The organism is Arthrobacter sp. WCS2018Hpa-7, from assembly GCF_031843805.1.
Taxonomy (GTDB): Bacteria; Actinomycetota; Actinomycetes; order Actinomycetales; family Micrococcaceae; genus Arthrobacter.
In genome coordinates this window covers 35,075-50,637 of record NZ_JAVTJB010000008.1, presented here as the reverse complement: position 1 = coordinate 50,637, position 15,563 = coordinate 35,075, and the positions used below count along the sequence as shown (strand labels likewise).

General features: G+C 62.5%; 11 protein-coding genes. 3 read left to right on the top strand and 8 right to left on the bottom strand.

The window, feature by feature from the left end; translation table 11 throughout:
- The first annotated feature begins 17 nt into the window (after positions 1 to 17).
- The gene (locus tag RQH14_RS10910) at positions 18 to 530 is read left to right on the top strand and encodes a GNAT family N-acetyltransferase (protein ID WP_311213275.1); all 513 of its coding nucleotides are present in this window, start codon (positions 18 to 20) and stop codon (positions 528 to 530) included.
- A complete protein-coding gene (locus tag RQH14_RS10905; protein WP_311213274.1) occupies positions 523 to 1,881 on the top strand; it encodes an alpha/beta fold hydrolase in 1,359 nt (452 codons plus the stop codon). The genes RQH14_RS10910 and RQH14_RS10905 overlap by 8 nt, the downstream gene beginning before the upstream one ends.
- Here the strand turns inward: RQH14_RS10905 and RQH14_RS10900 are convergent.
- The 4 genes from RQH14_RS10900 to coaE all read right to left on the bottom strand — a co-directional run bounded on the left by RQH14_RS10900 (position 1,878) and on the right by coaE (position 7,818).
- Positions 1,878 to 3,224, bottom strand: a complete 1,347-nt coding sequence (locus RQH14_RS10900) for an MFS transporter (protein ID WP_311213273.1) — start codon at positions 3,222 to 3,224, stop codon at positions 1,878 to 1,880. The genes RQH14_RS10905 and RQH14_RS10900 overlap by 4 nt on opposite strands.
- Positions 3,225 to 3,253: 29 nt before the next feature.
- On the bottom strand, positions 3,254 to 4,282 hold the full coding sequence (locus RQH14_RS10895) for a TerC family protein (protein ID WP_311213272.1): 1,029 nt from the start codon (positions 4,280 to 4,282) through the stop codon (positions 3,254 to 3,256).
- A gap of 168 nt (positions 4,283 to 4,450) precedes the next feature.
- The gene (uvrB, locus tag RQH14_RS10890) at positions 4,451 to 6,550 is read right to left on the bottom strand and encodes an excinuclease ABC subunit UvrB (RefSeq protein ID WP_011774759.1); all 2,100 of its coding nucleotides are present in this window, start codon (positions 6,548 to 6,550) and stop codon (positions 4,451 to 4,453) included.
- 29 nt (positions 6,551 to 6,579) lie between these two features.
- Complete coding sequence (gene coaE / locus RQH14_RS10885; protein ID WP_311213271.1) at positions 6,580 to 7,818, bottom strand: dephospho-CoA kinase; 1,239 nt, start codon at positions 7,816 to 7,818, stop codon at positions 6,580 to 6,582.
- Between the two features lie 22 nt (positions 7,819 to 7,840).
- Here coaE and RQH14_RS10880 point away from each other — a divergent pair, with 22 nt between their 5' ends.
- The gene (locus tag RQH14_RS10880) at positions 7,841 to 8,530 is read left to right on the top strand and encodes a YigZ family protein (RefSeq protein ID WP_311213270.1); all 690 of its coding nucleotides are present in this window, start codon (positions 7,841 to 7,843) and stop codon (positions 8,528 to 8,530) included.
- Positions 8,531 to 8,733: 203 nt separating this feature from the next.
- On the opposite strand, the gene rpsA is transcribed toward RQH14_RS10880, so the two are convergent.
- The 4 genes from rpsA to polA form a co-directional block, all read right to left on the bottom strand.
- Positions 8,734 to 10,215 (bottom strand): 30S ribosomal protein S1, encoded by a 1,482-nt coding sequence (gene rpsA / locus RQH14_RS10875; RefSeq protein WP_026540604.1) that lies wholly within the window; start codon positions 10,213 to 10,215, stop codon positions 8,734 to 8,736.
- A gap of 184 nt (positions 10,216 to 10,399) precedes the next feature.
- Positions 10,400 to 11,341 carry a polysaccharide deacetylase family protein gene (locus RQH14_RS10870; RefSeq protein WP_311213269.1) on the bottom strand — a complete coding sequence of 314 codons (942 nt, stop codon included), beginning with the start codon at positions 11,339 to 11,341 and terminating at the stop codon, positions 10,400 to 10,402.
- A 50-nt stretch (positions 11,342 to 11,391) separates the two neighbouring features.
- Positions 11,392 to 12,708, bottom strand: coding sequence for a GNAT family N-acetyltransferase (locus RQH14_RS10865; protein WP_311213268.1), 1,317 nt, complete (start codon positions 12,706 to 12,708; stop codon positions 11,392 to 11,394).
- 85 nt (positions 12,709 to 12,793) lie between these two features.
- Positions 12,794 to 15,436, bottom strand: coding sequence for a DNA polymerase I (polA, locus tag RQH14_RS10860; RefSeq protein ID WP_311213382.1), 2,643 nt, complete (start codon positions 15,434 to 15,436; stop codon positions 12,794 to 12,796).
- Positions 15,437 to 15,563: the final 127 nt, after the last annotated feature.

Genomic DNA, 15,563 nt, shown 5'->3' with positions numbered 1-15,563 from the left:
CTAGTAAGCTCGGAGCCATGAGTGTAATCCGCCCAGCCACTGTAGACGACGTCCCTGCCATCCTCCGGATGATCCATGATCTTGCGATCTACGAGAAGGAACCCGACGCGGTCAAAAATACCCCGGCCATGCTTACCGAAGTACTCTTCGGTGAAAACCCGCGGGTCTACGCCAACATCGCCGAAAACAGTGCCGGCACAGTTCAAGGGTTCGCCCTCTGGTTCCTGAACTACTCCACCTGGGAGGGCGTCCACGGAATCTACCTCGAGGACCTCTACGTGAACCCCGATGCACGCGGCGAGGGCCATGGCAAGGCGCTGTTGCAGCATCTGGCGTCCACCGCCGTCGAACGTGGTTACGCCCGTGTTGAGTGGAGCGTCCTTGACTGGAACGAACCCTCCATCAACTTCTACAAGAACCTTGGCGCTTTCCCCATGGAAGAGTGGTCCACGTTCCGCCTGACCGGCGAGGCACTTGAGGCCTTTGGCACGAAAGCGGGCCAGGCCAACGAGGCTCTTGCCCGTGGCTGACCAAAACGCCGGCCAGAACGCCGGCCGTAGCACTGCAGGCGTCCACAGTGTTCACGCACGCCACGAGTTCCGTGGCTTGCGCACGGCGGAGCACTACTTCACCGTTCCCTTGGTGCACGCACCGGAGGAATCAGTCACCGCCGGCGAGACCATCACGGTCTTTGCCAGGGAGTACTCATCCACCGACCACTCGCCTGAGGAAGCCGGCAGGTTGCCTTGGTTGTTGTTCCTGCAAGGTGGCCCGGGTGGCCGTGGCAACCGGGTCACATCATTGTCGGGTTGGATGAAGGCCGCTGCCAAGGACTTCCGCATCCTGATGCTCGACCAACGCGGCACAGGCTTGTCCACACCCGTTGAACGGCAGTCACTCGAACTCCGGGGCGACGCCGCAGCACAAGCCGAATACTTGACCCACTTCCGTGCCGACTCGATCGTCGCTGACGCTGAGTACATCCGCGGCGTGCTCGGCTCGGGTCCATGGTCTGTCCTCGGCCAGAGCTTCGGCGGCTTCTGCGCGTTGACGTACCTGTCCTTCGCCCCGGGGGGTCTCCGCGAGGTCCTTATCACCGGTGGGCTGGCGCCGCTGCACGGTCCGGCGGACCGCGTGTACCAGGCCACGTTCCACCGCGTCGCTGCGCGGAACGCCGAGTACTTCTCCTGGTACCCGGAAGATCGGGACGTCGTCACCCGGATCGCCCGCCACCTGGACCGGAATGCTGAGTTCCTTGCCAGCGGCGAAAGGCTCACGACCGAGCGGTTCCAGATGATCGGATCCTTCCTCGGGGGCAACACGCGGGTGGACGCGCTTCACTACCTTCTGGAGGATGCATTTATTGACACGCCCTCCGGCCCAGGCCTGTCCGAGGCGTTCCTTGAACAAGTGCGGAGCCTCGTGAGTCGCGCGGCCAACCCTCTGTATGCCGTCGTCCATGAGTCGATTTACGGACAGGGTGAGGCAACCAACTGGGCCGCATGGCGGGTGTTGGAGGACCACCCGGAATTCAAGCCTGACGCGAACGAGCCTCTGCTCACCGGTGAGATGGTCTACCCCTGGTACTTCGAACAGGATCCGGCCTTGGTACCTCTGCGGGACGTGGCTGAGCAGTTGGCCGCCAAGAAAGACTGGAAGCCCCTGTACAGTCCCGAACGGTTGGCGGCAAACACCGTCCCCGTGGCGGCCGCCGTCTATAAGGACGATATCTACGTGGATCATGACCTGTCCCTGGAAACGGCGGCCGCGGTGCGTGGGCTTCAACCATGGGTCACCGCAGACTTCCACCACGATGGCATCGGCGAAGACGGCGAGGGAATCTTCGCTCGTCTCCTTGGGATGGTTCGGGCAGTCCGCTAGGCCGGTGGCTGGGGCGCCGGCGCGTCCTGGGCCCGTGCCGACCGTGCGGCCATGACGAAGGTCAAAGCCAGCACGATCGCGGCCAAAACGCTGGACGCGATATTCAGGCCCTGGTATCCGATCCACGCGAGCAGCAGGCCGGAGGTGGCGCCACCGATGGCGCCGGCGCCACCCATGAGGGTGTCAGAGACGCCCTGAACGGTGACGCGCGCATCGGGGGCAACACTTTCAGCCAGCAACGTTGAACCGGCGATGGTTGCCGCAGACCAGCCCAGGCCCAAGAGGATCAGGCCAGCGGTGACCAGACCAGGCTCATTCTGGCCAAACCCGGCAATGAACACGGCCACCAGCAGCAGGCCGTGGCCCATGGCAATGGTTTGCAGGCGCCCTGCTTTGTCAGTCAGCCACCCCCATAGCGGCGACAACGCAAACATTCCGGCAATGTGAAGCGAAATCGTGAGGCCGATGATCACCAAGGCATCCGCGCTGTCCGTCGTTCCAACATGGTGTCCTGCGTGGGAACCGCCCACGAGTTGCTGAAGGTGCAGGGGCGTCATGGACATCACGGCGACCATGACGCCGTGCGCGGCCACAACAGCGGCCAAGGCCAGCATCGCCGAAGGTGATGCGCGCACGGCGCGCAATCCTGAACGGATGGTACCCCTGACGGGCAGCGCGCCCTCGCCAGCGTCGCCGCTTGCCTGGGATGCCAGCCGCCGGGACAGCAACAGGGGGTCAGGACGAAGGCCCGCGAACAACAGGACGGCTGCAAGGAACAGTCCGGCCGCCGAAAAAACGAAGGGACCGGCAATGGGCGGCAGCCCGAGTGCCTCCCCCACCACGGCGCCGGGCTGGATCAGGTTGGGGCCGGCGACAGCACCAATAGTGATGGCCCAAACCACGGTGGACAAGGATCGTCCGCGGTGCTCAGGGTCAGCGAGGTCGACGGCGGCGAACCTCGCCTGCAGGTTTGCGGCCGTCCCAAGACCCAGGAAAGCTGCGCCCAATAAGAGCAACACGAAGGACTGGCCCACCACAGACGCAATAATCAGGAGGGCCCCCATCATCGCGGCCACCAGTCCGGTGACCAAGCCCGTGCGGCGTCCACGCGTTTCCGCCAGTCGCGCAAGGGGAAGAGCCGCGATCGCTGCAGCCAGGGTCAGCACTGTGGTGATGGAGCCGGCCCAGGCTTCTGAACCTGACAGGTCCACTGCCAGCAACGATCCAATGGAGAGCGTGGCTCCATTGCCGACGCCGCTGAGAAGTTGTGCGGAACTGAGCAGGAAAACAGTACGGCGCTGAACCCGTTGTGGGTCCAGCGCCGTAGTTGAAGTGGTAGTCACTTCACGAGACTACAACTTTCCGAGGAGAGTTACTCTGCCTCGCTCATGCTCTTTTTTGCATCTTCCTCGAGCCGTGCATCCAGTTTGGCCTGGCGTGCCTGCGGGCTCAGGAGGCTGGCGACAACAGCCACGATGATGGTTCCGACAATGACCGCCAAGGACACGTAGGTGGGGATCTCAGGAGCCCACTCGATGTGGTGGCCGCCGTTGATGAACGGAAGCTCGTTGACGTGCATGGCGTGCAGGACAAGCTTGACGCCAATGAAGGCAAGAATCACGGACAGGGCGTGCTTCAGGTACACCAAGCGTGTCATGAGACCACCGAGGAGGAAGTACAGCTGGCGCAGGCCCATCAGCGCGAAAATGTTCGCCGTGAAGACGATGAAGGCGCTCTGGGTCAGGCCGAAGATCGCGGGGATGGAGTCCACAGCGAACAGGAGGTCCGTCAGGCCGATGGTCACGAAGACGATCAGCATGGGGGTGAAGACCTTCTTGCCGTCCACCACGGTGCGGATCTTGTTGCCGTCGAACTTTTCGGACATCGGCAGGACCTTGCGGAGGCGGGCAATCAGCGGGTTCTCTGAACCCTCTTCTTCGTCTTCGCCCGAGTCCTTGGCCTGCTTCCAAGCAGTCCAGAGGAGGAAAGCGCCGAAGATGTAGAAGACCCAGCTGAATTGTTCGATGACCACGGCGCCGAGGGCGATGAAGATACCGCGAAGGATCAGCGCGATGATGATGCCCACCATCAGCACTTCCTGCTGGTACTTACGGGGCACCGAGAAGCGGGCCATGATGATGATGAACACAAAGAGGTTGTCGATGCTGAGGCTGTACTCAGTGACCCAGCCGGCGACGAACTGTCCGCCGTATTCCGGGCCGGCGAACGCGAACATGGCTACGGCAAAGAGCAGTGCCAGTCCTACATAGAAGCTGACCCACAGGCCGGCTTCCTTCATGGAAGGTTCATGGGGACGCTTGACGACCAACAGGAGGTCGATCAGCAGGATGATTCCGAGAACGACAAACGAGCCGATCTCAAACCAGACGGGAAGCTGCATTAAAGGTGCCTTTCGCAGGGTACGGGAAAGCGGTGTAAGTCTCTCCGGCCTGCCAGGGTGCGGTGAATGCAAAAATTGGCGGCCCGCTAGATCCGGCGAGGCATCTGTGCCTTGCGTGCTGACGGACGTAGCGCTTGGGATACTCCCCTACGTGACCTCAACCTTACCTTAGGCGTGCCCGGCGGACTGCATCTGGCGTAATTCGCGCTTCAACTCCTTGACTTCGTCACGGATGCGGGCCGCGACTTCGAACTGCAGTTCAGCAGCCGCCCCGTGCATCTGTTCGGTCAGTTGCTCAATGAGGCCCACCAGGTCCTCGGCAGGCGCCGCGGCGAGGCCGTCCTGCCGAACTGTTGCCGCACCCTTGGCAGCCGACTTGCCGCGTTTGCCACCCTTGGCGAGTCGGTTGTTGTTGAGCAGCTCCTGGGTGTCTGCGTCTTCCTTGGCCAGCTGGTCCGTGATGTCAGCAATTTTCTTCCGCAACGGCTGCGGATCAATGCCATGGTCCGTGTTGTACTGCACCTGGATGGCTCGGCGTCGGTTGGTTTCCTCAATGGCGTGGGCCATGGAATCGGTAATCCGGTCCGCGTACATGTGGACTTGGCCCGACACGTTACGTGCTGCGCGGCCGATGGTCTGGATCAGTGAGGTGGACGAACGCAGAAACCCTTCCTTGTCAGCGTCGAGGATGCTCACGAGGGAAACCTCAGGCAGGTCGAGGCCTTCACGGAGGAGGTTGATGCCTACAAGGACATCAAACACGCCCATCCGCAGCTCACGGAGCAGCTCCACGCGCCGGAGGGTGTCGACGTCGGAGTGCAAGTACTCCACCTTGACGCCGTGACCCACCAAGTAGTCCGTAAGATCCTCCGCCATGCGCTTGGTCAACGTGGTGACCAGAACGCGCTCGTTCTTTTCCGTGCGGGTCCTGATTTCACCGAGGAGGTCGTCGATCTGTCCCTTGGTGGGCTTGACCACTACCTCGGGATCGATGAGGCCGGTGGGACGAATGATCTGCTGCACGTAGCCATCAGCTTTGCCGAGCTCGTACTTACCTGGGGTTGCGGACAGGTACACCGTCTGGCCGATGCGTTCCAGGAACTCATCCCACTTCAGCGGCCGGTTGTCCATGGCGGACGGGAGCCGGAAGCCGAAGTCCACGAGGTTCCGCTTACGTGACATGTCGCCCTCATACATGGCACCGATCTGCGGGATAGTGACATGCGATTCGTCGACGACCAGCAGGAAGTCGTCCGGGAAGTAGTCGATGAGGCAGTGCGGGGCGGTCCCGGGATTACGGCCGTCAATGTGCACGGAGTAGTTCTCGATGCCGTTGCAGAATCCCATCTGCTGCATCATCTCGAGATCGTACGTGGTGCGCATACGGAGGCGCTGGGCCTCCACCAGCTTGTTCTGGCCTTCGAGGACCTTCAAGCGGTCAGCAAGTTCGTCCTCGATGCGCTTGATGGCACGGGCCATGCGCTCCGGACCGGCAACATAGTGCGACGCCGGGAAAACGTACATCTCCTCTTCGTCGCGGAGGACTTCTCCGGTCAGGGGGTGGAGGGTCTGGATGTTCTCGATCTCATCACCGAAGAATTCGATCCTGATGGCCAGTTCCTCGTACATGGGGATGATTTCCACGGTGTCACCGCGGACCCGGAACGTTCCCCGGTGGAAGTCCATGTCGTTGCGCGCGTACTGCATGGAGACGAACTTGCGCAGGAGGTGGTCCCGGTTCATTTCCGCACCCTTGCGGAGGGTCACCATACCGGCGATGTATTCTTCGGGCGTACCCAGGCCGTAGATGCAGGACACCGTGGCCACCACGATGACGTCGCGGCGGGTCAGCAGGGCGTTGGTGGCAGAGTGCCGGAGGCGTTCCACTTCCTCATTAATCGAGGAGTCTTTCTCAATGAAGGTATCCGTCTGCGCTACATATGCCTCGGGCTGGTAGTAGTCGTAGTAGGAGACAAAATACTCGACTGCGTTGTTGGGCAGCAGCTCCCTGAATTCATTGGCCAGCTGTGCGGCGAGTGTCTTGTTCTGGACCATCACCAAGGTGGGTCGCTGGACCTGCTCGATGAGCCATGCCGTGGTGGCACTCTTGCCCGTACCAGTGGCGCCGAGGAGGACTACGTCTTTTTCGCCGTTGTTGATTCGTTCCGTCAGTTCTGCAATGGCTGTCGGCTGGTCACCGGCGGGCTTGAACTCACTGATCACTTCGAAGGGCGCGACGACACGGTTGATTTCCTGGGCAAGGCTCATAAAACCAATCTACCCCTGCCCCAGGACAGCTACTGTCCGCGTTTGCCTTCAGCGGAAGACATATACGACGGCGGCTGCCACCCCGCGCGTTTGGCCCACTCATCCATGAGCGGCCAGGCAACATCGGTAAACCACGGCTCCTTGGCATCGGCATAGGCAGATGTGCCGCTTTCCCCCGCAAAGGTGGCGGCCAGATCGCGCTTATGCGCCTCGTACAGCGCCATGGCGGAGGGCTCAGAGCGCAACCAATCACGGAACAGCAGTGCATACCGCCACCCCGGCGACCCGACCACGCGGATATGCAGATTCACCGGCCGGCCGGGATCGGCGCTGGCGTGGAACCGCTTTTGCCAGTCTGCGGGATCAGGCTGGGTGGGTTTCGGTGTGTCCCGGTTGACTCCCGGGACCGGAGGGAAACCTGCTGCAGCCAGCTGATTCGCCATCAGATCAGCGGCCTTGAGATCGGCTACCGCCACCTGAAGGTCGATCACATCCTTGGCCGCCAGTCCCGGCACCGATGTAGAGCCGACGTGGTCCACCGCGAGGATCTGGTGGGGGGCAGCAACAGCAATGCGGGCGGCGAGGCGGTCAGCCTGACTGCTCCAGTCACTGTTGGATGGCGTCATGACCGGCCCAACGTGCCGTTCAGCCCTTGTTCCCTGGCTGAGATTCTTTGCAAAAGGCAACAGGCGGTCCGTCCACAATGCCTCAACCTTGGCGAGGAGCTCTTCGCGGTCACCGTCGTTGACCAAGACAACATCGGCAGCAGCATTGCGTTCCTCACGCGTGGCCTGGGCCGCAATACGGGCCTTGGCATCGTCGGGAGTCATCGCCCGGAAATCCACCATTCGTTGGACGCGAACCGTCTCCGGCGCATCCACCACCACCACCAGGTGGAAGTTGCTGCCCTGCCCGGTCTCGACCAGCAGCGGAATGTCCTGGACCACGACGTCGCCAGGGCCGGCAGTTGAAACGATCGCCCCCGCTGCTTCGCGGACCAGCGGGTGAACGATGCCATTGAGCACTTCGCGCTGTGAGGGATCCTGGAACACGATAGCTCCCAGCTTGGGCCGATCAAGCCGTCCATCAGAGTCGAGAATTCCAGTGCCGAATGCTTCTACAACGCGCCTCAGCCCGGGAGTTCCAGGCTCCACCACTTCCCGCGCAAGGAGGTCCGCGTCCACAAGGATGGCACCCAATTCCCGCAATCTGGACGCCACCAGCGATTTCCCCGAGGCGATGCCGCCCGTCAACCCAATCTTCAGCACCCTCCAACACTAGACTGAAGCGGTGGAAAATGAGGATGACAGCCGCGCGACAACATATACGACAATCGCGGTTGGGCCGGATTTCCGACACGAACTGGAGATTCGGCGGTCACGCTTCATCACAGTCCTTCGGCGCTCACCTGATGAGGAGACCGCGCGCTCTCTGGTCAGTGACCTTCGGCGCGAATTCCACGACGCCCGACACCACTGCTCAGCCTTCGTCATAGGTCCTGATCGGATGATCCAACGCTCCAGCGACGACGGCGAGCCGTCGGGCACGGCGGGCATCCCCATGCTGGAGGCCCTCATCAAACGTGAGACGTCACCAAGGGTGACGGACCTCAGCGACGTCAGTGTCGTCGTCGTGCGCTATTTCGGTGGGATTCTCCTGGGAGCGGGCGGACTGGTCCGCGCGTACTCCGAATCGGTGTCCGCCGGTTTGGATCTGGCTCCGTTGGTTCATCGGCGAAGATTGCGTCTGTGCGCCATTGACGTCCCCCATGCCGAGGCCGGCCGCCTGGAAAACGAGCTGCGCGGCGCCGGGTACGTCATGGCGGACACCGGCTACGAACCCCAGCACACGGTCCTTCAACTCGCCTTGCCCGACGAGGCAACGGCCATCGCCGAGGCCCGCGCACGGCTGGCTTCCCTGACGGCAGGACATCTTGAGCTGCGGCCCCAGGGAACCGAGTGGGTAGACGTCCCCCTCTGACGAGTCTGACGAGTTGCCGCACCCCGCAACGCTCTGCGCGCCCAATTCACGCTGGACCTGCTCCCATTCCCGCAACATGCACCAGTGCTTACGGGAGCGTGAGGCGGCAAGTGGTGCGGCTTAGGGCTTAAAGCAGAAGGACCCCCGCCCGGAGGCAGGGGTCCTTCTTTGGCTATTCAGCACATCCCGTGAGGGAGGCGGAATTAGTTGCCGGTCAGCTTCTCACGCAGTGCGGCGAGTGCTTCGTCGGACGCCAGGGTACCGCCGCCGGTGTTGGACTCAGCAGCAGCAGGCTCCGAGGAGTAGCTGGTGGTGCCGGAATCGCTCTCACCGGACGTTGCAGCAGCAGCGTCGTCAGCAGCGTGCTGGGCAACCTGCTTCTTGTGGGCTTCCCAACGGGTCTGGGCGTCAGCGTACTGCTGCTCCCAAGCGGCGCGCTGGGTCTCGTAACCTTCGAGCCATTCGTTCGACTCGGGGTCGAAGCCCTCAGGGTACTTGTAGTTGCCCTCTTCGTCGTACTCAGCGGCCATGCCGTACAGAGCGGGATCGAACTCGGTGCTGTCAGCGTCAACGCCCTCGTTAGCCTGCTTGAGGGAGAGGGAGATACGGCGACGCTCGAGGTCGATGTCGATGACCTTGACGAACAGTTCGTCGCCAACGGAGACAACCTGCTCGGCGAGCTCCACGTGGCGGACAGCCAGCTCGGAGATGTGCACGAGGCCTTCGATGCCGTCTTCGACGCGAACGAACGCACCGAACGGAACCAGCTTGGTGACCTTACCCGGAACAACCTGGCCGAGGGCGTGGGTGCGGGCGAAGGTCTGCCACGGATCTTCCTGCGTAGCCTTGAGCGACAGGGAGACACGCTCGCGGTCCAGATCCACTTCGAGGACCTCGACGGTGACTTCCTGGCCAACTTCGACAACCTCGGACGGGTGGTCGATGTGCTTCCAGGACAGCTCGGAAACGTGAACGAGGCCGTCTACGCCGCCCAGGTCCACGAAGGCACCGAAGTTGACGATGGAGGAAACAACGCCCGGACGAACCTGGCCCTTTTCCAGCTTGTTGAGGAACGTGGAGCGAACCTCGGACTGGGTCTGCTCGAGCCATGCACGGCGGGACAGCACAACGTTGTTGCGGTTCTTGTCCAGCTCGATGATCTTGGCTTCGATCTGCTGACCGATGTACGGAGCGAGGTCGCGGACACGACGCATCTCGACGAGGGATGCGGGCAGGAAGCCACGCAGGCCGATGTCCAGGATGAGGCCACCCTTGACAACCTCGATGACGGTACCGGTAACGACACCGTCTTCTTCCTTGACCTTCTCGATGTCGCCCCAGGCGCGCTCGTACTGAGCACGCTTCTTGGAGAGGATCAGACGGCCTTCTTTGTCTTCCTTGGTGAGAACCAAAGCTTCGACCTGATCGCCAACGGCGACGACGTCACCGGGATCAACATCGTGCTTGATGGAAAGCTCGCGGGAAGGGATGACACCTTCGGTCTTGTAACCGATGTCGAGCAGAACTTCGTCGCGGTCGACCTTGACGACGGTACCTTCGACGAGGTCTCCGTCGTTGAAGTACTTGATGGTGGCGTCGACAGCTGCGAGGAAGTCCTCAGCGGTACCGATGTCGTTAATGGCGACTACGGGGGTACCGGGCTTCTCGGTGGAGGTGATGGTCATGTAGTAGGGGCTCCGTTGTGGATAGTGAGTCGGTCAGGCAAACCGCTGCCGTCCGGGTCCGGACGGCAGAACACGGCAAATTACCGGGTCATCCTGATTTGTGGATTAATACAAAATGGATGCATGCACGTAGTACACGCCCGTTTATTCTAGTCGCATTGGCAAAGCAGGGTCAAAAGGAGTGTCACAGGGTCAGCACGTCTCCCAAGCGGGCGAACGTGACGCCCCTGTCCAGCATTCCCGGCAAGGCCCGGGCATAGCCTTCGGCAGTGCCCGCAGCAGGCCTGTTGAAGTGCGATATGACGATGTCGCCGGCAGCTGCGCGCGACACCTCGGCTGCGACCGTGGCCGCCGGATAGGTGGCGCCGCCGTCCCCGTTGATCGTGAAGTTGACCGGCAGCATCCCAAGCCTGCGCGTCATCTCCACAGCGACGTCGTCGTAGTAGGCAGTTCCCGGGCGGAAGAACTTGGGAGGGGAACCGTCGAGTTCCTGCATCAGCGCCTGGTTTCCCATCAACTCATCGTAGGCAGCAGCGGTATTGGCCGTCCCGGGGATCCCGTAGGCAGACTTCCCGTTGACGGACAGGGGTTGGTGCAGGGTGCCATGGTTGGCCAGTTCGAACAGTGGGTCGGCGGCCAGTTCGGCGGCGAGCGATGGGTTGGCGTGGAGCCAGCGGCTGTTGATGAAGAGCGTCGCCGGGACATGGAGCCGGCGGAGTGTCTTCAGCAGGGCGTGGTCGCACCCAGCGCCCCCGGGTCCGCCGCACGCGTCGAACGTCAGCCCCACGTGCTTCGAGGCCGAAGCGTTGACCACTCCCGTGATGTGCAGCCCCCACTCTTTGGGCCGCCTGCCAGCGAATTCGGCCAGGATCTGCTGTTTGTCCGGCACTGCGGCCGCTGTGGCCGTTGCCGTTGGCGCGAGGGCGGCAGCGGCCTGTTCGCTTGATATCGCAGCAATCGACGGCGGTGGCGTGGCCGGGCCTGTCGGTGGCTCAGCCGACGGTGCTGCCGCTCCCGATGGTCCCTCGACCGATGCGCAAGCCGCCAACGCAGCCGACGCGAGGCCCGCCATTCCAAGCAGCACTGATCGCCGGCCGGCCAAAGGCCGCCGCGTGGAATCCCCCATGGATGTCCTTAATTAGGTGTGGCTATGTGTTCTGTATGACGTTGTGCAGCTTAGAAGTGCGTCAGGCAATGCGCCGGGCGATCCACCGCGAACAGTTGCTGGGCCAGGAAAGCGGCGCCGGCGGTCTTCTCATGGATGCGTCCCGCAGCAGCCAGGGTTACCGGGGAAACCGCACCAAGATAAATCGACGCGAGGTCGGTTACGTCCATGCTCAGGTCCGGTGATTGGCCCGCCGCTTCAGTCACGACGGCGGCAGCACCGCCGTCGGACTCCAGGACCCAGGTGCCGCCCGCCAGAGACAGGGGGTCCGCCACTTCGAGGACCAGGCGTCCTGCAGAGGCGAAGCGCCGCGCCTGCAGGGCGGCAGGCGTATCCAGGATCCGGAGCCACAGCATGTCCCGGACCTCGGAGGCTTCGATGCACCGCGGGTCTTCCAGCGCCCATGCCAAGGGGTCATCCACAGGGGCCTCAGCCCACGTCACTTCGTCGATGAGGTCGATGCTGCCCAGGAAACGCCACAGATCGAGGTAGGCGGCGTTGGCAGCGGCAACGAGGTCCACAATCTCCATGGTGTAGGGCTTGTGGTCCCACCCCTTGAAACGGTAGGAAACGTAGCCGTCCAAGGCTCCGGACAGATCGTAGTGCAGGGCACAGCGCACGCTGGTGTCGGGCTTGCCGTCATGCCCAATGGAACCGGAAGCAACAAGCCGGTAATACTCCTGCCGGTCCACCGAGCCCGGAGACAGCCGCTGGACGCGCTTGAACACTTGGGGTGCCAATTCCAGAAGCACTGAAGGATCGGCGACTTCCACGGTTCCCTCGGGTTGACCCTTCATCCGGAAACGGGGGCCGGTGTCAACCTTGATGCTGCGCTCAAAGGTAGCTACACCGAAGCCGAAACGGCCGTAGATGGATCCTTCGGAAGCCGTCAGCGCCGCCGTGGCCAGGCCGTCATCCTTGGCGCCCTCCAGGTCGGCAGTGATCATCCCCCGCAGGATTCCATGGCGGCGGTGTGTTCCGCGGACCGTCACAGCCGTGACCAGATTGGACTCAAGCTGACGCCCAAAACCGATATTCAGGTCCTTGCGCATGGTGGCGTAGGTTGCCACCGGCACATTGGCTCCAAGGGAGTGCTCCGGTACAGGGCCGTTGACGTAGACGCCTGTCAGCTCACGCTTGTCGGTCTCGTATGAGGAAAGGGTCTTGGCGACGTACTCGTCGTCACGCCGTTGCTGGTGGAATCCGTGCGATACAGCCTGCACCCAGGTGGCGCAGCGGCCATAGTCTTCGGAATCTTCCTTGCCGGCGACAGCGGGGAAACGCTGGACGGAATATTTTTGGGAGGTTGGTTCATTGGGATCGGCCACGATTCCGAGCCTAGCCAGACGCCGCAGGGCGCGCCACCATCTCGGCGGCGCGCCCTGCGGCGATACCCGGAATTCAAGGGCCGGACTAGTGCCCGGCTTCGTACCAGCTGGAGCCAACGCCGATCTGGACATCGAGGGGAACGGACAGCTGGGCGGCTGAACCCATTTGTTCGATGACCAACTTCTCCACGGCTTGGCGCTCTCCTGGAGCAACTTCCAGGACCAGTTCGTCGTGGACCTGCAGCAGCATCCGGGACTTCAGGCCCTGGCTGGCGAGCTCGGCGGACACACCCAGCATGGCGCGCTTGATGAGGTCTGCTGCAGAGCCTTGGATGGGCGAGTTCAAGGCGATGCGTTCTGCTGCTTCGCGTGCCTGCCGGTTGGTGCTCGTCAGGTCAGGGAGGTAACGGCGGCGGCCTTCGATGGTGGCCGTGTAGCCGTCCGTCCTGGCTTGGTCGACGACTCCACGCAGGTAATCGCGGACGCCGCCGAAGCGGTCGAAGTAGTCCTTCATGAGCGTCCGTGCCTCGTCCACGGAGATCTCCAACTGCTTGGAGAGGCCGAAGGATGTGAGTCCGTACGCGAGGCCGTAGGACATCGCCTTCACCTTGGACCGCATGGCGCTGGTGACTTCGGCCGGCTCTACGTTGAAGATCCGGGAACCCACGAAGCGGTGCAGGTCTTCTCCGTCGCGGTACGCCTGGATGAGGGCTTCGTCGCCGGAAAGGTGCGCCATGATGCGCATTTCGATCTGAGAGTAGTCCGCTGACAACAGGCACTCGTAGCCTTCGCTGACCACGAAAATTCCACGAACGCGGCGGCCCTCTTCGCTGCGCACCGGGATGTTCTGCAGATTGGGGTTGTTGGACGAGATACGGCCCGTAGCGGCGATGTTCTGCGCGTACGTGGTGTGGATCCGCGCGTCATCGGCCACGGACTTCTTGAGCGTCTCCACCATCTGGGCCAGCTTGGAGGACTCACGGTGTGCCATGAGCTGTACCAGGAATTCGTGGCCGGTCTTCTCCAGCAGCCCCTTCAACGAGGCAGCATCCGTGGTGTAGCCGGACTTGATTTTCTTGGTCTTGGGCAGCCCCAGTTCCTCGAACAGAACGGTCTGCAGCTGCTTGGGTGAACCCAGGTTGACCTCATGGCCGATCGCTGCGAAAGCCTGCTCCTGGGCATTCTCGATCACTTTGGTGAGGTCGGCCAGTTGTTCGTCCATACGGTCCGTGGAAACGAAAATACCCGTCAGTTCCATCTGGGCGAGCACGCGGGCCACCGGAAGTTCCAGTGTGGTCAACAGGGCATCGGCCTTGATGGCGGCGAGTTCGGTCTCGAAGTGCTTGCTGAGGGCATGCACGACGGCGGCCTGCTGGACGAGCGCTGCTGCTGCAGCCTGGTCCGTTTCGCCCGAGAGGTCAAGCTCCAGCTGGCCGGAGGTGGCAACGGCCGTGCTGAGTGAGATTTTCAAGTGCACTTGGGCAAGCTCGGCGAGATCGTAGCTGCGGCGGTCCGGCTGGATCAGGTAGCCCGAGATGGAGGTGTCATCCACAACGCCTTCCAAACCGAGGCCGCGGTGGTGCAGTGCCTTGAGCGCCGACTTGAACTCGTGCAGGACTTTGGCTTCTTCGGGGTCCCGCAGCCACGTGGCCACTACGGTTTCCGCTGCCGCGTCCAGGGTTGCGAGGTCGATGTGGGCGGCGCCGTTGTACCTGACCACGGCCAGGGCATTGGCGTCGTCGCCGATCCTGCCGGGGACCAGGTGCACGGCGAGGGCGGAGCGCATCCCCGCCCCTGCAGCGAAGAAGGCCTCCAGCCCGGAAGCATCAGTGAGCGTCGCAAACTCCGGGGCTTCAATGGTGTCCGGAGCCTCCCCTGCGGTGTCATCACCGTAGAGATCGAACAGTCGCGTGCGCAGGGTCCTGAACTCAAGTTCCTCGAAGAGTTCCTCGATCGCCTGGCGGTCCGGACGTGGCTCGTGCAGGTCAGCCAGGGTGAGGGGAAGGTCGAGTTCGGTCAGCAGCCGGTTGAGCCTGCGGTTGCGCTTGACGTTCTCCAGGTTCTCCTTGAGGGCCCCGCCGACCTTGCCGCCGATGGAATCAAGGTTTTCGAGGATGCCTTCGAGCCCACCGTAAAGATTGATCCACTTGGCAGCTGTCTTGGGGCCAACACCCGGGACGCCGGGCAGGTTGTCAGCGGTCTCGCCAACAAGGGCGGCGAGGTCCGAGTACAAGCCGGGCTTGACGAAGTATTTCTCTTCAATGGCCGCAGCGTCCATCCTGGGGATGTTGCTCACGCCCTGCTTGGGGTAGAGCACAAAGACGTTGTCGTTGATCAGCTGGAACGCATCCCTGTCGCCGGAGACGAGAAGGACTTCGAAGCCTGCGGCGTCGCCTTGCGCGGCCAGCGTGGCCAGGACATCGTCTGCTTCATATCCGGGCATGGCGATGGTCCTGATGCCCCAGGCCTCCATGACCTTGGCGATGAGGCCGATCTGGCCGGCGAACTCTGCGGGCGTCGCGTTGCGTCCGCCCTTGTACTCGCTGTACTCGGCTTTGCGGAACGTGGTGTCGTCAGAGACGTCGAAAGCTACAGCGACGTGTGTGGGCTTCTGGTCCTTGATCAGGTTGATCAACATGGAGGTGAACCCATGGACGGCGTTGGTGTACTGTCCCCTGGCAGTGGAGAAATTCTCCGCAGGAAGGGCATAGAAAGCCCGGAACGCCATGGAGTGGCCGTCAAGGACCAGCAACCTGGGCCGGCCCTCCCCCGTGGTGCTGGCGGATGCTGTGGCAGAGGGGGTGGGGGCTGTTGCAATGGCAACAGCCTGGGCCGTTGGAACCTGGTCCGGTTTG